Origin of the sequence: Flavobacterium sp. ALD4 (assembly GCF_002836475.1) — a bacterium.
In the GTDB taxonomy this organism is placed as follows: domain Bacteria; phylum Bacteroidota; class Bacteroidia; order Flavobacteriales; family Flavobacteriaceae; genus Flavobacterium.
The window spans coordinates 229748-249167 of the sequence record NZ_PJBJ01000023.1 but is presented as its reverse complement, the minus strand read 5'-3'; the positions used below and the strand labels follow the sequence as shown (position 1 = coordinate 249167).

At 34.7% G+C, this 19420-nt stretch carries 14 protein-coding genes; 2 read left to right on the top strand and 12 right to left on the bottom strand.

Annotated features, from left to right (window positions below):
• Positions 1–247: 247 nt before the first annotated feature.
• From CXF59_RS15070 to CXF59_RS03495, 4 genes are all read right to left on the bottom strand, one after another.
• On the bottom strand, positions 248–3655 hold the full coding sequence (locus tag CXF59_RS15070) for a PAS domain S-box protein (RefSeq protein WP_198554625.1): 3408 nt from the start codon (positions 3653–3655) through the stop codon (positions 248–250).
• 557 nt (positions 3656–4212) lie between these two features.
• Positions 4213–4482 (bottom strand): hypothetical protein, encoded by a 270-nt coding sequence (locus CXF59_RS03505; protein WP_232758611.1) that lies wholly within the window; start codon positions 4480–4482, stop codon positions 4213–4215.
• An 80-nt stretch (positions 4483–4562) separates the two neighbouring features.
• A complete protein-coding gene (locus tag CXF59_RS03500; RefSeq protein WP_101136326.1) occupies positions 4563–4910 on the bottom strand; it encodes a DoxX family protein in 348 nt (115 codons plus the stop codon).
• A gap of 414 nt (positions 4911–5324) precedes the next feature.
• On the bottom strand, positions 5325–5675 hold the full coding sequence (locus CXF59_RS03495) for a hypothetical protein (protein ID WP_101136325.1): 351 nt from the start codon (positions 5673–5675) through the stop codon (positions 5325–5327).
• 1312 nt (positions 5676–6987) lie between these two features.
• Between CXF59_RS03495 and CXF59_RS03490 the strand changes: the two genes are divergently transcribed.
• A complete protein-coding gene (locus tag CXF59_RS03490; RefSeq protein WP_101136324.1) occupies positions 6988–7269 on the top strand; it encodes a hypothetical protein in 282 nt (93 codons plus the stop codon).
• 591 nt (positions 7270–7860) lie between these two features.
• On the opposite strand, the gene CXF59_RS03485 is transcribed toward CXF59_RS03490, so the two are convergent.
• Both CXF59_RS03485 and clpB read right to left on the bottom strand, forming a co-directional pair.
• Entirely contained in the window at positions 7861–8358 is a 498-nt protein-coding gene (locus tag CXF59_RS03485) for a hypothetical protein (RefSeq protein ID WP_101136323.1), read from the bottom strand.
• 605 nt (positions 8359–8963) lie between these two features.
• Complete coding sequence (gene clpB, locus CXF59_RS03480; RefSeq protein WP_101136322.1) at positions 8964–11570, bottom strand: ATP-dependent chaperone ClpB; 2607 nt, start codon at positions 11568–11570, stop codon at positions 8964–8966.
• A gap of 145 nt (positions 11571–11715) precedes the next feature.
• Between clpB and ytxJ the strand changes: the two genes are divergently transcribed.
• Positions 11716–12108, top strand: a complete 393-nt coding sequence (gene ytxJ / locus CXF59_RS03475; RefSeq protein ID WP_101136321.1) for a bacillithiol system redox-active protein YtxJ — start codon at positions 11716–11718, stop codon at positions 12106–12108.
• 767 nt (positions 12109–12875) lie between these two features.
• Here ytxJ and argH read toward each other — a convergent pair.
• The 6 genes from argH to CXF59_RS03445 all read right to left on the bottom strand — a co-directional run bounded on the left by argH (position 12876) and on the right by CXF59_RS03445 (position 19419).
• Positions 12876–14156: an argininosuccinate lyase gene (gene argH, locus CXF59_RS03470; protein ID WP_101136320.1), complete on the bottom strand. Its 1281-nt coding sequence runs from the start codon at positions 14154–14156 to the stop codon at positions 12876–12878.
• 145 nt (positions 14157–14301) lie between these two features.
• A complete protein-coding gene (locus CXF59_RS03465; RefSeq protein ID WP_101136319.1) occupies positions 14302–15372 on the bottom strand; it encodes a M20 family metallo-hydrolase in 1071 nt (356 codons plus the stop codon).
• A gap of 80 nt (positions 15373–15452) precedes the next feature.
• Positions 15453–16229, bottom strand: coding sequence for an acetylglutamate kinase (argB, locus tag CXF59_RS03460; protein ID WP_101136510.1), 777 nt, complete (start codon positions 16227–16229; stop codon positions 15453–15455).
• A 56-nt stretch (positions 16230–16285) separates the two neighbouring features.
• A complete protein-coding gene (locus CXF59_RS03455; RefSeq protein WP_101136318.1) occupies positions 16286–17275 on the bottom strand; it encodes an N-acetylornithine carbamoyltransferase in 990 nt (329 codons plus the stop codon).
• 2 nt (positions 17276–17277) lie between these two features.
• Positions 17278–18039 (bottom strand): glutamate 5-kinase, encoded by a 762-nt coding sequence (gene proB / locus CXF59_RS03450; RefSeq protein WP_101136317.1) that lies wholly within the window; start codon positions 18037–18039, stop codon positions 17278–17280.
• A gap of 183 nt (positions 18040–18222) precedes the next feature.
• The gene (locus tag CXF59_RS03445) at positions 18223–19419 is read right to left on the bottom strand and encodes a glutamate-5-semialdehyde dehydrogenase (RefSeq protein ID WP_101136316.1); all 1197 of its coding nucleotides are present in this window, start codon (positions 19417–19419) and stop codon (positions 18223–18225) included.
• Between the last annotated feature and the right edge of the window lies 1 nt (position 19420).

Genomic DNA, 19420 nt, shown 5'->3' with positions numbered 1-19420 from the left:
AAAAAAGTGTAATGAATATGGAAATATGATTTTTTCCAATGATATAGAAGAAACCAGCCTATACGGCTGGTTTCTTTATTTTTATAGATTAAAAGCTGTAGCTATTTCAGAACATAACACCTGATGAATATCGATTTTTATAAGTAAAAAAAATTATAAACGACTACAAACCATAATTTTACTGCAGAACCGACTATCGTTTTTATAGTCATGTGTTTTGTTTTCTATTTTTTAATTGACAATCAATTCATTCTTTATTAAAATACTTGCGTATTAATGCAAGTAATTCTGTTTTGTTAATAGGTTTTGAAATATAATCGTTGCAACCTGCTACTATTGCCTTCTCTCTGTCGTCAGATAGTCCAAAAGCGGACTGTGCTATTATAATAACGTCTTTGTTAAATTGTCGGATTTGCTGGGTTGCTTCATATCCATTTAACCCAGGCATTTGCATATCCATCAGGACTAAATCAAGGTCAGGATTATTTCGGCAAATAGCTACAGCTTCAATACCTGTTCTTGCTTCTAGTAATGCTTTAGTATTCCCTTTTACTATGGCTGAGATCAACATTCTCGATATTTTATCGTCCTCTGCAGCTAATATTTTTAGGTCCATGACGTTAAGGTTAACCTCACTACTTAATTTTATAGGCCAATTATCTTTATCAGTAACAATTTTTTCTTCTGGTTCAGTCTGATAGGGAATGGTAAAATAAAAGGTTGAACCTTTCCGTTCTTCACTTTCTACCCATATTTTTCCTCCAAGCATTTCCACATATGCTTTAGAAATTGACAGACCTAAACCTGTTCCCTGACTTGCCATTTTATCTGATACATCAGCTTGAATAAAACGCTCAAATATTGCTTCCTGTCTGTCTTTTGGTATTCCAATGCCCATATCTTTCACGTAAAACTCCAGCTCAGCATACTCATTTTCTGTTTTTAAAGTATAGCCCAATTCTATTGTTCCTTGCTCAGTAAACTTCATAGCATTTTTAACCAGATTGGTAAGTATACCATAGATTTTTTCACTGTCGGATTTTATAAATGCATCTTTTTCAGATAAAGTATTTTTAATTAAAAGATGCAATCCTTTTTCTTCAACTTGAGGTTTAAAGAAAGTGTAAATGAATTCGATTTGTTTGTTAATATTTGATTCCTGTATATTAACTTCCATTAGTCCAGCTTCTATTTTTGAAATATCAACTATATCATTAATAATATTGAGCATGCGAACACCACTTTTCTCTATGATTAAGATGTATTCTTGCTGCATTTCTCCCGTTAGTCCGGGCTCTTTCAATAAATCGGCAAACCCTAGAATACCATTCATTGGAGTACGTATCTCGTGGCTCATATTGGCTAGAAAAGCTGATTTTAATCGGTCTGATTCTTCGGCTTTTTCTTTTGCCTTTAATAATTCGATTTCTGTTTCTTTGATGTTTTGTATATCTGTACATGTCCCAAACCACTTAATGATATTTCCTTTTTTATCCAAAATGGGGATACCGCGAACTAACCACCAAAAATAGTCACCGTCTTTATTACGCAGACGACATTCAAGGGAATACTCAGCATTGTTTGTAATAGCATTTTGCCAAGCATTCCAAGCACGTTTCTGGTCGTCAGGATGGAAAGGTTTAATCCACCCAGTGCCATAACTGTCTTTCAATGTTAGACCTGTGAAATCTACCCATTGTTGGTTAAAATAAATATTCATTCCATCAGAAAGTGTAATCCATACAATTTGTGGCATTGATTCTGCTAATAAGTGAAACTCATCTTTGATTTTAATCAACACTTCTTCCGTATGCTTTCGGTCGGTGATATCAATTCCTGAACACAATAATTCTTTAATTTGACCTTCTTCGTTTTTGATTAGAGAATTATTCCAGTAAATTATTCTTCGCTTGCCAGATTTTGTAACAACTTCATTTTCGTAATACTCCTCTCTCTCCATCTTACCTTTCATGACATTAGAGTACGATTGTTTTACCTGCTTATTAATTTCAGAAGGAAGACAAGTATCAAACCAGTTTTTACCTTTTAATTCTTTACTGGTATCATACTCCAGTAGGTCCAAACATTTCTGGTTTACTAAGAGAATATTGCCATTTTTATCCAGAGACACAAAAGCACTACCTGCCATGTCCAGATAAAGTTCCGCTTTTTCTTTGGCAACAATTAATTCTGCTGCACGCTTTACCTTTTCTTCATTTTGAAAAGCAAGTTCTACATTAGCAACCACTAATTCAGCTGCACGTTTTTCTTTTTCTTTATTTTGAAAGAGAAGTTCTTTGTTAGCAACGACTAATGCAGTTGCACGTTTCTTTTTCTCCTCGTTTTCAAAAATAAGCGCCGTGTTCGTTGTCCTTAATTCTTCTTCGGCTTTCTTGCGTTCGGTAATGTCTATCGAAACCACAACAACACAAGGCCTATTATCTATTTCTATATTCAGCATCGAAGCCGAAATACATAACTTCTCCCCATTTCTGGCTTGTATATCGACTTCAAAATCTTTTGAAAACGTATTATTAAGGGCAATTGCGTCCACTGTATCACTGTCATTTTCAGCTACTAATCCTAGTTCAACTGCACTTTTTCCAATGACTTCCTCTTTTGTAGAAAACCCGTACAATTTCAAAAAGGCTTCATTTACATTGAGATATCTACGACCTTCCTTACTATTTATGGATATTCCGCAAGGATTATTATCAAATAATTTAAAAAAGGTATCGTTAGATTTAACCAATGATGCTTCGGACTCTCTTAGCGACGTATTGGAAATCGTCAACGCCTCGTTTCCTTTTTTCAATTCTTCCTTCGCTTCTCTAAGCGTCTTGTTGATTACGGCCAATTCTGCCACTCGATTTTCTTTTTCTTTATTTTGAAAAGCGAGTTCTGTATTGGCAACAACTAGTTCTGCCGCGCGGTTTTCTTTTTCTTCATTTTGAAAAGCAAGTTCCCTGTTGGCGACAACTAACTCTGCCGCACGATTTTCCTTCTCTTCATTTTGAAAAGCAAGTTCTTTGTTAGCAATGATCAATTCAGCTGCACGTTTTTCTTTTTCTTCATTTTGAAAAGCAAGTTCTTTGTTAGCAATGATCAATTCAGCGGCACGTTTTTCTTTTTCCTTATTTTGAAAAGCAAGTTCGGTATTGGCAATAACTAATTCTGTCGCGCGACTTTCTTTTTCTTCATTTTGAAAGAGAAGTTCTTTATTGGCAACAACTAATTCTGCCGCACGTTTTTCTTTTTCTTCATTTTGAAAGAGAAGTTCCTTGTTAGCAATTATTAATTCAGCTGCACGATTTTCTTTTTCTTCATTTTGAAATAGCAGTTCTTTGTTGGCAATGATTAATTCAGCTGCACGATTTTCTTTTTCTTCATTTTGGAATAGCAGCTCTTTGTTGGCAATGATTAATTCATCTGCACGTTTTTCTTTTTCTTCATTTTGAAACAGAAGTTCATTGTTAGCGATGACTAATTCAGCTGCACGTTTTCTTTTCTCTTTATTTTGGACAGAAAGTTTTTTATTTGCAATTAGCAAATCTGCCGCAAGTTTTTCTTTTTGAACTCTTAAATAATTTTTATCTTTAAGTAATTCATTTAACTTAATTAGGAGTTGTTCTTTGGTTTTATCCTGAATGTCCATAATAATGTTAGTATAAAGGGTGAATTCTTATATTTCGATTTTCTTTTAGCATTGTCGATAATTTCTGCCACTTGGTGAAGTTTGCAAATTTAAAGCAGCGTTTTTTCTGTCCCACTAAAATATACTAAAATACAATAAAAAACGATAAGTCAAGGATAATCAATATTTTACGAAAGCACTCTTATGTGAAGCTCCTTTTTTTAATTTTACTCCAACAGTTCAATTTCAACGATTATAGTGACTAAAATCGAAATTGTTTTTTGACAATTAATTGATTCATTTTGGATTATTGGGTTTGCAAGGTCTGGAAGCCTTAGAATAACGATCACTAAAGCGGTAACATCTTACTTTCTTTTGATAGGACAAATGAAGAGGTAGAACCAAAAACTGTAGTAGTCATAAATGCTTTTAATACTTCTATTTTTATAGAGTTATAGACGTAAGTAAATTAATTTGCCTTTTCGATTAAAAAAAAAACCAGTCTTTAAGGCTGGTTTTTTTATTGTTATAGATTGTAGTATTTGACTATTTTAGAATAAATGAGACTACTAGATTCGTTAATCGAGGAATATTTTAATTGATTCTATAAATATATATAAATTTAGACCACAATAAAATAAGGCAGGTGATGAAGCTAACAAGCCGTCTTTAATTTTTAGTCGGACTCCGACGCCTAAAAACATCAATAAAGCTAGACCGCCTGAGGATATCAATAAAATAGAGTTATGAAATAAGCCAACTAGTAATCCAATAGCTCCCACTATTTCTAAAATCGCAGTAAGGTTTCCAAATTTACCCAATCCAAAGCGAATAAATTCACTTTTCATATGTGTAGTTGTAAAGTAAGCTATACCGTAACCTAAGAAAGAGAGACTGGAAAAAATAATTAAAACTTCTAGTAGGGGCATTAGGCAATTAAATTAAGGGTTATAGCAGCAATAAAAAGACTTAATAGCATAAAAATTAATGAGGGAAGACGCTTTAGCCAAGGGTTATTCACTTTGAAGTGAAAATACTGTGCACTCAACATTAAGAACGCCATCACAAGTGCCGGAATTAGCACTAATGAAGGATACCAAACACCTACAATAAGCAATGTTGCTGATGCTATTTTAGTTGCTCCAACAATCATACGTGTCACATCACTGAGTTCATATTGCTTGAATTCTTTAACGATATTTTCAAAACGAAATACCCATACAAAAAGAACAGAAACAGCAACAATTAGTTGCGCAATAACTGATAATACTTCCATCGCATTTTTTTTAAATTTTCCCTACTAATTTGGCTTTTCAGGTTCTTCCCCGTTATTTTTAAGTGATTTCTAGTCTTCACTTTCTAATTCACTTTTCTAATTACTTAAGATTTTAACTTCTTCGTTACTTCGAGGAATTTATCCATTCTATTTAGAAGAGTACTAAGTTGACTGTATGTTGTTAATTGTATAGCAACTCCGAACGCTAAGATAACATTTTCAAGCTAAGAATGATTGTCAATTTTTAAAATTCGCATAATCTCACAACATCGCTCGGTGAGTTCTACCTGTAATGGGATTAAAAGTCAAGATGTATTAAGGTCTTATCCTTTTTATTTTTCACAAGTAATAATTTAAAAACAAAATTAATGGATTTAAATAGGCCATACTTTTTGTTTTTTTAAAACACCAATTCTAATTCAGAATTTCAGTGCTTCTGAAACAACGTTCCGTACCAAGATAAAGCGGATTACCGTGTTTTTCAGACCAAAAGCCATCTAATAAGTCTTCAGATAGGCAACGATAAACAACAACACCTTTAAAAATTTCATCATCATCTCCTTTGTAATTAAAATTAATTACGAGAATAGCATCTCTAAAAAAACCAGTACCTATTTGTTCTTGTTCGTTATTAATGAACCATTTTGCTATGATTCTATTGTTGGTATCAACAGCTAAAGTAAGTGTTCCTTTATAGTTGTTTTCTTCGGCATCTTGATTGCTTCCTACAATAGTAAAGGTTCCAATTAAGTCTTTTACATTCATTTCAATTCGAAATTTATTTTTATAACTGCCACAAGAGTACTACTTTCTTGATAAATAACAAACTGGAATTTATTACCATTGCAATCAGATAGTCAATTTTCACTCAATATTTTACGGTAAAGTTATTGGGATAATAGTAGAAATGTACTTTCTACCCGCTACGCAATGTTCAATCAAGACTATATTGCCCCGTTCGTTCACTAACCGTGGTTTGTTTGCTTTTCAATTTCGAAAAACTCATAGTTATTAATCTTCTTCGATAAATGAAAAAAGATTGATAACAACAGAAGCTAACAGGAATGTGCAAAGTACACTGCTCATAAGACTGAATAAAAGTTTATACTCAAATGTTATATTTGAAATTAACATAATAATTCCTCCAATAAATGTTCACATTCCTATACTGGCACCTCCGAGAAACCTTTTTTTATAGCATGTCTAAAAATAAGATTACAATTAGAGCATTTGATCGCTTTATATCCTTTTCAAAAGGGTTTAAAAACCTTCTAAAAGTTAAATTTATCTTTACAATTTTTACAAGTTTCCATTGCGTTTTTTTTACTAAGTAGGTCCACTTCCGTATAGAAAAGTTTTTTTTCTTTAACTTGGTTAGCACTTTTCAGAGTATCAATTAGTCAATTATTTAAATTATGTCTACAGTCCGTTCGTATAGAAACTTACAAAAGTTTTTGTTTGATTTTAATCTACACTAAAAGAAGATAATTTATCGTACAAAAGTAGAGTAGCATCTCAAATAGACAAGAATTTATTGCAGATTTTATAGATTTCTAAAATATTTTTGAGTTCGTTGAGTTACCGCACTTACTGAAAATTGTAAAACGGGATATAATATCGGAATGCGTGGCATTCTAATTCTATTTATTTCTTACAAGTACTATTTCGGAGCCCCAATGGGATAAATAGCTTATAAATTTACTTGGCTCAAAATTATAGAGGCAGTCTTATTTATAAGTAATTACTATAAACCACGTCATTGCTGCGTTCTCATAGCTGTCGGAATGAAGTAACGATACTAAAAGACTTTTTTATTAAGTGCCGGAAAATGACATTATGAAATATAATGGCTATGATTTTTAAGGGTAAAGTATCCCTAATATTATTATTTTATTTTAAAGAAAGGAGGTATTTGTTGTAAATGTGCATTAAAATTAAACTGTGATTTAAAGGTGTGTTAAATTAATAATAACAAAAGATAGCAAGAAGCAAAATGTATTTATATTTGACATACTATCTTCAATTTAATGTTGATACCGAAGCAGTGGAGCAATTTAATAACCCAAATTAAGTAATTATGACTATAGATTTTGAAATCATCGAGAAAGAAAAAATAGGAACTTTAAAATTCCCACATAGTGAAGTATTAGAAGACGTTAGTGCAATTAAAGAAAGAAAAAACGAATTACAACGAGCACTTGCCTTGGGGAATTTAGAACATTCAAAAATTCAAATTTACTTTGAAGATGATAAGTCAAAAAAAATGGTAGAAACTACAGTCTGGGCAGTAACGGATCAAAGTGTCGTTTTAAAAAAAGGAGTTGGAATACCAATTAATAGAATTTTAATGATAGCCTAAAGATAGCTCTCTGATAAATAAGCTTCGAAGTAGCATTACGATGAAATAAAAATCTTTGTATCATATTTAGTTTGTTTTTGTTTTCGTGAAGAAATACTGAAGCAACATAAAGATTCACTTATAATAACAAATGATTTCGGTCAACTATGCCATCGTGAAGAATGATGCGATTTAATTATTTGTGTATGACTAAAACGGATTTAACTGTATTATCAAATAAGCATAAAGTCAGTAGTAATTTACGTAGTAGGTAGCGCAGAGATTCGCTTAGTATAACAAATAATTTTAATCAACCGTGGCATTGATAGCAACGATGCAATTACACTAGTTTCGTTTAACCAAAAGAGTCTAAACTATATTATTAAATTTGGAAAAAATGGTGAAGCCAAGGTTAATTTACACAGCAGTTAGATTGATTATTGATGATAGCATACATTCTCCATATTACACGAAAAGGTTCATATAGTATGGAGAATCATGCTGTAGGGGCTGGAAGTTTATCAGTATTACATACCCGCTATGGAGTATTTATTTAAAATTTGGGACCTAGTCTGTATTGATTGTGTTTCTTCTATCAAACCAAATAATGAATTAACTATTAGCGGTAGTTTCTCTTTTGCGTTTGGATCTATTAATTTCGCCACCAAGAACCAAAGCTGCAGAAATAATTATTAAATTTTTAATTATGTATTGCCCTTCTAATGTAGGAAGTAAAATATTATTCGATTGAAAAGTTACTTCTGGAAGAAAAACTAATGGCATAAAAGTCCCTATCATCTGCGTAAGCAGAAGTATAATTGCTAACCTTGTTGTTTTTTCAAAGAGAAAGCAAATACCAATAATAACTTCCCACCATCCAATAATTATTAACCAATTATCAGCCGAACCGAATGGTAGCCATACAACAGTCGCTTTTAGCAAACCCTCTGCTGGCGATAGGTGTAATGGTTTTAGTATTCCAAACCAAATAAAAATTATACCAAATGATAGACGAATTGCAATTCTGCTCGTCTTTCTCATAATTGTGATTGTTCTCTGATCTAATTTGTCAATAATTTTTTTGTCAAATTTTTTAATAATTTCTTTCATGATCGATTTTAAAATTCAGTAGTTATTTGTCTTAGTTATTGTCTAATTTATGCAAATGGATGGCAGTTTCATGATGTTCAAGAATTTGAAACTTTCTTGTTTTCGGTTTGATACAACACCTTTTTAAACAGTGACTTAAACAATAGTTTTTTGATTGTTGTAATTGCTATTGTACTTAATTTTCGCTAGTGTATTGTGTGAAAAAACTACTCCATAAAAGTAGTTAAAAATCATTTATGATGACATAATAAAGAAGGTAATTGAATAAAATATCTTATAATTTTCAATCAAACGATTGCGTAATTTTATGCTATTAACGAAGCATTATAAAGACTCCATTACATAGGAAATATTACTTATTTAGTTCGTTGTTGCTAGTGTATTTCGTTGTTCCGAGGTATGGTTTGCGTAATTATGAAAACTACACCTTCTCTTTAGCCCTGATCGAGGCGTCATCCTCGTAGTGTAACGGAGAGATATAGCCGAGAGCAGGAGGGATGTTCTTTTAGAAACAACTCTCCATACTCCTCAAAATCAGCATAAAAAAAACACCCGCCTTTCGACTGGTGTTTTCTTACTACAAAAAAAAATAAACTAATAATATATTATTTAACTAATTCAGATTGATTTCTAAAAACTAGCTCTCCGCTAAAAGCATCAAGCAATATGATACTGTCAGTGGCTATAGTACCGGCTAAAATTTCTTTAGACAGTTTGTTCAATACGTCTCTTTGAATCACTCGTTTTACCGGTCTGGCACCAAATTGCGGGTCATATCCTTTTTCAGCTAGATAAGCAATGGCTTGACTTGTCGCATCCATGGTAATCCCTTGCAATGCAAGCATCTTGGTAACGTTATTAAGTTGTAAACCAACAATTTTAGTAATATTGGTACTGCTAAGCGGCGTAAACATTACGATTTCATCAATTCGGTTGATGAATTCTGGACGAACGGTTTGTTTTAATAAAGCTAACACTTCTTCTTTAGCGGCCTCTGTGGCTTCTTCCATGCTTCCTTTTAGATTTTCAAATTTTTCCTGAATGATCTGGCTTCCCATGTTTGAAGTCATGATTATAATGGTATTTTTGAAATCAGCCAGACGGCCTTTATTGTCCGTTAATCGGCCTTCATCTAGAACCTGTAACAAGATATTAAACGTATCGGGATGCGCTTTTTCTATCTCATCCAATAAGATTACGGAATAGGGTTTTCTGCGCACTGCTTCCGTTAACTGGCCACCTTCTTCATAGCCCACGTATCCCGGAGGCGCACCCACTAATCTGCTCACGCTATGACGCTCCTGGTATTCGCTCATGTCAATACGGGTCATGGCATTTTCATCATCAAATAGGTATTCTGCCAATGCTTTTGCCAACTCTGTTTTACCAACACCGGTTGTTCCTAGGAATAGAAAGGTACCCACCGGTTTTCTCATGTCTTGTAATCCCGCACGACTGCGTCGCACTGCATCGCTGACTGCCTCAATACCTTCTTCCTGACCTACTACGCGTCTGTGTAGTTCTTCTTCCAGATGCAACAGTTTTTCTCGTTCTCCTTGTAGCATTTTCATAACTGGTATTCCGGTCCATTTAGCTACTACTTCGGCAATATCTTCACGAGTAACTTCTTCCTTAATTAATGAAGTGCCTTCAGCCTGGTTTATGATTAGTTCTTTATTCAAAATGTCCTGACGCTCTTGGGCTTCTTTTATTTTTCCATAACGAATTTCGGCAACCTTGCCATAATCGCCTTCACGTTCGGCACGTTCGGCTTCATATTTAAAGTCTTCAATTTCCGTTTTTATTGCTTGTATATTATCGACAACATCTTTCTCCGACTTCCATTTAGCATAGATTTCGTTTCGCTCTTCTTTAAGATTGGCTAAATCCATTCCTAAAATTTTGAGTTTGCTTTCGTCTTTTTCTCTTTTTATGGCTTCAATTTCGATTTCGAGTTGCATTACTTTTCTGTCCAAAACATCCAATTCTTCGGGTTTTGAATTGATTTCCATGCGTATTTTTGAAGCGGCTTCGTCCATTAAATCAATAGCTTTGTCAGGAAGAAAACGATTGGTAATATAGCGTTGCGACAATTCGACTGCCGCGATAATCGCCTCATCTTTTATCTGTACTTTGTGGTGTGTTTCATATTTTTCCTTGATACCACGCAAAATTGAAATTGCACTTTCGGTATCCGGTTCTTCGATAATTATTTTCTGGAAACGTCTTTCGAGTGCTTTGTCTTTTTCGAAATATTTTTGATATTCATCCAATGTAGTTGCACCGATAGCGCGCAGTTCTCCACGAGCCAGCGCCGGTTTCAAAATATTTGCCGCATCCATAGCGCCCTCGCCGCCACCAGCGCCTACGAGTGTATGAATCTCATCAATAAACAAGACAATATCTCCTTCGGCAGCGGTCACTTCCTTCACCACTGATTTAAGGCGTTCTTCAAATTCACCTTTGTATTTGGCGCCCGCAATTAAGGCGCCCATATCCAATGAAAATACAATTTTGTCTTTTAGATTATCCGGAACATCACCGTCCACAATTCTATGTGCCAAACCTTCTGCAATCGCTGTTTTTCCTACTCCAGGTTCTCCCACAAGCATAGGGTTGTTTTTAGTCCTACGGGTTAATATTTGCAGTACTCTTCTAATCTCTTCATCACGACCAATAACAGGATCTAATTTTCCTGCTTTTGCCATTTCGTTAAGATTCTTTGCATACTTATTTAAAGAATTATACGTCTCTTCGGCAGAAGCAGAAGTCACTCTTTCTCCTTTTCGCAATTCATCAATCGCGGCTTTCAATCCTTTTTCGGTTACCCCTTGATCTTTTAATATTTGGCCCGCTTTACTTTTAGAATTAAAAATAGAAAGAACTAAATGTTCAATGGAAACGAATTCATCGTTCATTTTTTTGGCAATGTTTTCTGCTTCGTTCAAGGTGGTATTTGCCGTTCTGGACAGCATTATTTCGCCTCCCGTAACCTTAGGGAAGCTCTGAATCGTGCTGTTTAAAATTTGAATAAATAAAGGGACATTTACATTTAGTTTTTTCAAAATAAAAGGAGTAACATTTTCGTCTACTTCAAGCATCGCTTTGAACAAATGTTCGTTCTCAATTTGCTGTTGTCCCAAATCCTGAGCTAACCGCTGTGATAGCTGAATGGCTTCCTGTGATTTGATAGTAAATTTATTTATATTCATGATTTAATAATTTTCGGAGTTATTTAGGTAACTTTACAACTTGATATTTAATTTATATTCCATTACAATAATACAGAAAAAATGGCGCAAAAAATATGATTTATATCATGTAACTAAGTCAAAAAGACTAAATTAAAAACAATATATGAGTTTTTTAAAAAATATCTTTGGTAGCTCTTCGGAGGGCCAAAATGAATCTACACCTAAAATGAACTGGACTGCTTTAACAGATTTGGAGGAGTTAAATGAAATCATTTCTCTTTCTAATGAAAAACCGGTAGTTATTTTCAAACACAGTACTCGCTGCAGTATTAGTAGGATGGCTTTGAAACAATTTGAAAATGAATTCGACTTCTCAGATAAAGTTACACCTTATTTCTTAGATTTAATAGCACATCGTGAAATTTCTAATGGAATTGCAAGTCGTTTTGGTGTTATGCATCAATCGCCTCAATTGCTGTTGATTAAGGCAGGAAAATCGGTTTATGATGTTTCCCACAGCGATATTGATGCTGAAGCCTTGAAAGCGAAAGTATAGCTGTAATAAAGTATAAAAAGTAAGCTACGAATCCACGAATTAAATTATAATTTGTGAATTTGTGGCTTTTTAATTTAAAAAAATCCTTCCAGAACCTTCGCCAAATTTTATATTTGATTCGGTAGTAGTTTCTGGTTTTAAGCCCAGTTGTGATGAAAGTAGTATTTCGGCATTCAAAAAGTATTTTTTTTTGTAAAACGGTCAGGCTTGTATGTGACTCCAGTTTCTTTGTTTTTACGTCTTCTTATCGCAAAATAAGTAAATGCAAAGAGTAGTATTACGCCAATGGTTAATATAATTTCAATAGACAAAATAGTTTAGTGAAATAGAATGGCATAGATAGAGAAACATAATATTAATACCTTAAGCTATAGTATCTTTTTCTCTTTTTTAAGTAGCGAATACACTAAAAAGAATAGGTTACTACAAAAGTTTAACCAGAAAAGAAGAATGGAAATGGGATATCATTATACGGAGTAATCTCCGCACCAAGTAGCAGGACTGAAAGTTCTAGTACTACAAGATAATTTCCAGAAAAATAAAAGAGAATAAGACTATAACTATTCGCTAAAAAGATTCCTTTGTGATAAAAAGTGCGTGTTACTTTAGGTACTATTGTTTTGCGTAAAAAATAGATTGCTACAGTAAATGTTTAAAGTACCTACTGTCAGGTTTTAATTTTGTTGCATCAAAAATTTTAAAGAAAACCTCGTTTAATTTAGTGTAAACGAGGTTTTTTATTTGAGTAATCTGGATTAAAAGCTACACTAAAAAGAAGATTTCATCTTTCCCTTTATCTCTGCTAAGCACAAATTATTGATACTTCCTTCATGAGTATGTTTGGTTTCTTTAGGAGATTGAAATGTACCGTTTTCCAGTTGTTCGGCAACGGCTTTGTAAGCATCTCTAAAAGGAATTCCCGCTACTACCATTTCATTCAATGAATCTACGGTAAACAAATAATCGTATTTTTTATCAGTCAGGATATTGTCCTTTACTTTGATGTCTTTGATGGAGAAAATAGCGATGTCCAGGCAGGCTTTCAGGTTTTGAATTGCCGGAAACAATCCTTCTTTCAGCAATTGTAAGTCCCTGTGGTAGCCACTAGGAAGATTATTGGTGATTAAAGTGATTTCGTATGGCAAAGCTTGAATCTTGTTGCATTTTCCACGAATCAATTCGAAAACATCAGGGTTTTTCTTGTGAGGCATAATGCTGGAACCTGTGGTAAGATGCGCTGGTAAAGTGATGAAATCAAAATTCTGACTCATATACAAACAGACATCCATAGAAAATTTAGATAGGGTAGCGGCTACGCTACTCATAGCGAAAGCCACTATTTTCTCTGATTTCCCACGGCTCATCTGGGCTGCAACCGCATTGTATTTTAAGGTTTCAAAACCCAATTCTTTTGTGGTGAACGTTCTGTTGATTGGGAAAGAACTACCGTAACCCGCGGCAGAACCCAATGGGTTTTGATCCACAATTTTCAGCGCTGCGTTTAACATGGTGACGTCGTCAATAAGGCTTTCTGCATAAGCGGAAAACCACATTCCGAAAGAGGAAGGCATAGCAATTTGCAAATGGGTATACCCTGGCAACAATACGTTTTGATGTTTCTCTGCTGATTCCATCATCAAATCAAACAAGGTTTTTACTTGCTCTTTTAAATCTTTGATAACATCTTTCAAATACAAATGCACATCAACGAGCACTTGGTCGTTACGGGAACGGGCGGTGTGGATTTTTTTACCGGCATCACCCAGTTTCGCCGTCAGTAAATATTCGATTTTGGAATGTACGTCTTCAAAGCTGTCTTCAATGACGAAATTTCCTTTTTCGACGTCAATAATAATTTCTCCCAAAGTAGTAACTAATGATTCGGTTTCCACATTTGTAAGTAAACCAATTTGGCCTAACATTTTTGCATGGGCAATTGAGCCCAAAGCATCATATTTAGCCAGTACTAAATCAAGTTCTCTGTCGTTTCCAACAGTGAATTGTTCGATTTGTTTATCAGTAGGTATTCCTTTTTCCCAAAGTTTCATAGTATTGTTTTTTTGTTTCGTAGGCACAGCTCGTGAGCTTTCCGTACTTATTTTTTTTTAGCCCCGATAGCAGTGAAAATCCTTTTATTTTTTCATTAAAAAATAAAAGATTGTAACGGATAGCGGGAAATTGCTCCAAATCATTCTATTGTTTTAAAAAATCACCTAGTATTTTGATATACAATTGGATTCCTTCTTCGATTTCGTCTACATATATAAATTCATCTGCAGAGTGCGACCGCAGCGTATCTCCGGGGCCTAATTTCAAAGATTTACAGCTCAAAACGGACTGATCCGACAGGGTAGGAGAACCATAGGTTGTTCTACCTAACGCAATTCCGGCTTGCACTAATTCATGCGCTGCAGGGATGGAAGATGCATTTAAGTGCATGGAACGCGGAGTGACTTCAGCGTCTACATGTTCCTTTACCACTTCTAAAATTTCAGGATTTGAATAGCAATCATTTACACGGATATCAACGACCAAATCACATTCAGATGGCACTACATTGTGTTGTTTTCCGGCATTGATTTGGGTAACAGTCATTTTTACGGGACCTAATTGTTCTGATATTTTAGTGAAGTTATAGTTTTTAAACCATTCCATGACCGTAATCGTTTTGTATATCGCATTATCCTCGTTTTGATGGGCAGCGTGACTCGGTGTTCCTTTTACTTTCACGTCAAGCACTAACAATCCTTTTTCGGCAATGGCCAATTGCATTAAAGTGGGTTCCCCTACAATCGCACAATCTAATTCTGGTAAATGTTTCAGTACACTATTTAATCCATTTTTACCGCTGTTTTCTTCCTCGGCAGAGGCAACGATTACGATATTATAAGGTAAAGTTTCATTGGCATAAAAATGAACAAAAGTAGCTAACAAGGAAACCAAACAACCTCCCGCATCATTACTCCCCAAACCGAACAACTTCCCGTCTCTCACAATTGCCTTAAACGGATCGTTAGTATAGGCTTGGTTGGGCCTTACGGTATCGTGGTGGGAATTTAAAAGTAGGGTAGGCTTGTCTTTGTCAAAATACATATTGAATGCCCAAACGTTATTATTTTCTCTCTTAAATGGAATTTCGTTTTGATTAAACCAATTCTCGAGTAAAAGGGCTGTTTTGTCTTCTTCGGTTGAAAAGGAAGGAGTCTCGATTAGTGCTTCTAAAAGTGAAATGGCTTCTTGTGTAAGGATTTTGATGTTTTTCATTTATTCTTATTTTTTAACACGTATTACACAAATTAGCACAGATTAGTTTTTGTAAATCGGTGAAATTTGTGTTTTACATTTTATAATTCTATTGTCGTGCAAATAGCATCATCATTTTGCAACATACTGTGATGACCTATTCGGATTTTTTGAACTCCTTTGGACAAGCTGTTGAAACAGTTGTCTAGTTTTGGAATCATTCCGGAATGGATCGCTTTTTCGCTTTTTAATTTCGAATATAAGTTGGCATTCATAGTTGCAATTACAGACGTATCATCTTCTGAATCGTATAAAACACCTGGTTTTTCGAAACAATAATTTAAAGTTACGTCAAAAACAGCTGATAAAGCAATGGCTAGTTCACTGGCAATGGTGTCCGCATTGGTGTTCAATAGTTGGCCGTTTTTATCATGTGTGATGGCGCAAAAAACAGGAGTAATTCCGTTAGAAAGCAAAGTTTGTAACAGCGGGGCATTCACTGATTTTACATCGCCCACAAATCCGTAATCGATTGTCGGATGGTTTCTTTTTTCGGATTGAATTAAATTCCCATCGGCACCGGAAAATCCCATCGCATTAGTATTATGGGCTTGTAATTGAGCCACAATATTTTTATTTATTTGCCCAGCATAAATCATTACCGCCACATCAAGCATGGGCGCATCGGTTATACGACGTCCGTCAATCATTTCAGGAACTAAACCAATACTTTGAGCCATTTTTGTCGCGGACTTTCCACCGCCATGAACGAGTACTTTATAGCCTTCAATTTTTGAAAAATCAGTTAAAAACTGTTTTAGCTCATTCGAATCATCAATTATGTTGCCCCCAATTTTTATTATCCTCACCTCAGTCATCTCTGAAGGAGAGGGAGCCGAGATTGATATATTCGAGTTTTCTGATGGTATAGTCATCATTTATTTTTTTTAGACTTTTTTGTTTTAATTTTCCCTTTGGGGGCTAGGGGGATTAATATTTTTTGCAAGACTAATTGCGCTGCATAGGTTCTGTTATTTGCTTGTTGAATGACCAATGAGTTTTCACTGTCAATTACTTCATCTGAGACAATCACATTACGTCTAACGGGCAAACAATGCATGAACTTGGCATTGTTAGTCAATTTCATTTTATCGGCTGTAACGGTCCAGTTTGGGTCGTTATTAGTGATTTTACCGTAATCTTTGTAACTGCTCCAGTTTTTGGTATAGATAAAATCCGCATTTTCAAATGCTTTATTTTGATCGTATTCAATCTTAGATCCTTTAATGATTTCAGGATTGAGTTCGTACCCTTCAGGGTGTGTTATTACAAAATCGGCATCTTGTAACTGCATCATTTCCACGAAGGAATTGGCTACAGCCTGAGGCAACGCTTTCGGGTGTGGTGCCCAGGATAAAACCACTTTTGGTCTGTATTCTGTTTTGAACTCTTCCATGGTAATCGCATCGGCAAGGGATTGTAATGGGTGACCGGTAGCACCTTCCATATTCACAACAGGAACGGTAGCATATTTTAAAAATCCTGCCATTACGGTTTCGGCATTGTCTTTATCCTTGTCCACTAATCCCGCAAAAGCTCTGATAGCGATAATATCACAGTATTGAGACACTACTTCGGCAGCTTCCTTAATATGTTCAGAAGCACCCTGGTTCATGATGGCGCCATCTTCGAATTCCAGTGTCCAACCTTCATTGGTAAAATTCATGACCATGACATTCATCCCTAAATTTAAAGCTGCCTTTTGCGTACTCAAACGGGTTCTTAAACTCGGATTGAAGAATAACATCCCTAAGGTTTTATTTTTCCCCAGTTTTTTATTTTTAAGTGGGTTGCCTTTAATTTTAATTGCCGATTTCACCCATTTAGAGAGCGAATCGATATCTTGTATTGAAGTGTAATTCATCTTTATGTAATTTTAGTAAAAGGAATTTCGTTTTTTAATGCGTTCAAAATAAAATTATCATTTAAACCATTCACAACCCAAGTCTCGATATTGGCTGCTTTAGCAATTGCCGCCGCTTCAATTTTAGATTGCATTCCACCAGTCCCTTGTGAGGATTTAAAGTCACCTATTTCTTTTTCAAGCATTTCCAGGTCTTTAACTACTGTAATGGTTTCAGGGGTTTTATCGTGCATAGACGATTTAGTGTAAATTCCATTTGTGTTGGTTGCGATTATTAATATATCGACTTTTAATAAAACAGCCGCTAATGCCGCTAACTTATCATTATCACCAAAGCGAATCTCATCAGTGGCTACGGTGTCATTTTCATTGATAATGGGAATATAATTATTTTCGACTAAGACATTAATTGTATTTACGATATTGACTTTTGATTGCTCTTTCTCAAAATCAGAATAGGACAATAAACACTGCGAAGTTAACAACCCCAAATCACTAAAGTTTTCATGAAAAATACGCATTAAATGGGGTTGACCAATAGAGGCCAATGCCTGCTTAACTACTATCTCTTTCCCTTTACTTTCCAGTTTTACAAACTGTTTCGCTGCTGCTATAGCGCCAGAACTGACAATGATAAACTCGTATTCGTCATTCAAAGCTGCTATTTGCATACCAATATCCTCAATTTTTCCCCGCGAAATATGATTGGTTTCTTTGGTTAACGTGTTTGTACCAATTTTTAGTAATATTCTTTTTTTAGCCATTGTATTTAACCGCAAAGGGTTTTTTATGTGTTTACTTTTAACCACAAAGGGCACAAAGGATCATTCCTTTGTTATCTATAAAAACGTAAAGTTCGCAAAGCTGTATGTTAGTTATTCGTACGTAAATTGTTAGTTCTATTTTCTCAAACTGATTACTAAATACTAAGGAATAACTAATGTAAACTATCTAATCTGTCCTTCTCCGTAAATATACCACTTATTGGTAACTAGGTGCTGTAAGCCTATAGGTCCTCTTTGATGCAATTTGTCTGTGCTGATAGCGAGTTCACCACCAAGTCCAAACTGTCCTCCATCGGTAAACCGTGTCGATGCATTATGATAAACTGCTGCTGTATCGACATTTTCCATAAATTCCTGCGCTACAGCATCATTTTTAGTTATAATGGAAGCCGAATGACCGCCACAATATTTGTTTATTTTTTCGATTGCTTTTTGATCAGAATTGGTTGTTCCAATGACAATTTTATAATCTAAGAACTCTTCGTACCAAATTAAATCGGATTCAATTTGAGGAACATTAGTTGCTTTTGAGATGCTTTCGTCTCCCAAAACTAAAACGTTTTTTTCTTTTAACTCAGTCACTACTATTTGGGCGAAAGCCTCCCAGTTCTCAAGATTAGTATCAATTAGAACTTTATCCAAGGCATTGCAAACCGAAATATTTGACGTTTTACCATTAATGATGATAGCTAAAGCTTTATCTAAATCAGCTTCCTTGTTTACGTAGACAAAATTATTTCCTCTACCACTGACAATTACTGGGCAAGTCGCGTGTTTCTTAACAAAATTAATCAGGTTTTCACCACCACGGGGAACGATTAAATCTACTTTTTGCGTTGGTTTTTCTAAAAAAGCCTGGGTTTCAGTTCGGTCATAATTCAGATACTCTACCCAAGAAGTAGCTACTTCATTGTTAGTCAAGGCTTGGTGCCAAAGGTTTACAATTTTAAGATTGGAAAGTAAGGATTCCTTACCGCCTTTCAGTAAAATTTTGTTTCCTGATTTGAAAGCAATTCCGCCCGCCTCAACAGTTACGTCCGGTCTGGATTCATAAATGATCAAAATAGTGCCAAAAGCAGCTGTTTTGTTACTGATTTTTAATCCGTTATCATGTGTAAAATTTAAACGAACTTGCCCTACAGGATCTTCCTGAATGGCTAGCTGTTGTAAGGAAAGAATCATTCCGTCAATTTTAGCGTCATCAATGAGCAAGCGTTTTTCCATAGCCAAAACACCACCAGAATAGTTGGCAAGATCTTGCTGGTTTGTAGTTTTTATAGCTGTTCTTTCTAGTTCTAGAAGCGCAGCCATTCTACTTAAAACTGCATTTCTTTTTTCTATGGATAATACTGTTTTCATA

Coding starts and splice junctions, on each gene's coding strand:
- CXF59_RS15070 (WP_198554625.1), bottom strand. CDS start 3,655: ATGGACATTCAGGATAAAACCAAAGAACAACTCCTAATTAAGTTAAAT.
- CXF59_RS03505 (WP_232758611.1), bottom strand. CDS start 4,482: ATGAAAAGTGAATTTATTCGCTTTGGATTGGGTAAATTTGGAAACCTT.
- CXF59_RS03500 (WP_101136326.1), bottom strand. CDS start 4,910: ATGGAAGTATTATCAGTTATTGCGCAACTAATTGTTGCTGTTTCTGTT.
- CXF59_RS03495 (WP_101136325.1), bottom strand. CDS start 5,675: ATGAATGTAAAAGACTTAATTGGAACCTTTACTATTGTAGGAAGCAAT.
- CXF59_RS03490 (WP_101136324.1), top strand. CDS start 6,988: ATGACTATAGATTTTGAAATCATCGAGAAAGAAAAAATAGGAACTTTA.
- CXF59_RS03485 (WP_101136323.1), bottom strand. CDS start 8,358: ATGAAAGAAATTATTAAAAAATTTGACAAAAAAATTATTGACAAATTA.
- clpB (WP_101136322.1), bottom strand. CDS start 11,570: ATGAATATAAATAAATTTACTATCAAATCACAGGAAGCCATTCAGCTA.
- ytxJ (WP_101136321.1), top strand. CDS start 11,716: ATGAGTTTTTTAAAAAATATCTTTGGTAGCTCTTCGGAGGGCCAAAAT.
- argH (WP_101136320.1), bottom strand. CDS start 14,156: ATGAAACTTTGGGAAAAAGGAATACCTACTGATAAACAAATCGAACAA.
- CXF59_RS03465 (WP_101136319.1), bottom strand. CDS start 15,372: ATGAAAAACATCAAAATCCTTACACAAGAAGCCATTTCACTTTTAGAA.
- argB (WP_101136510.1), bottom strand. CDS start 16,229: ATGACTGAGGTGAGGATAATAAAAATTGGGGGCAACATAATTGATGAT.
- CXF59_RS03455 (WP_101136318.1), bottom strand. CDS start 17,275: ATGAATTACACTTCAATACAAGATATCGATTCGCTCTCTAAATGGGTG.
- proB (WP_101136317.1), bottom strand. CDS start 18,039: ATGGCTAAAAAAAGAATATTACTAAAAATTGGTACAAACACGTTAACC.
- CXF59_RS03445 (WP_101136316.1), bottom strand. CDS start 19,419: ATGAAAACAGTATTATCCATAGAAAAAAGAAATGCAGTTTTAAGTAGA.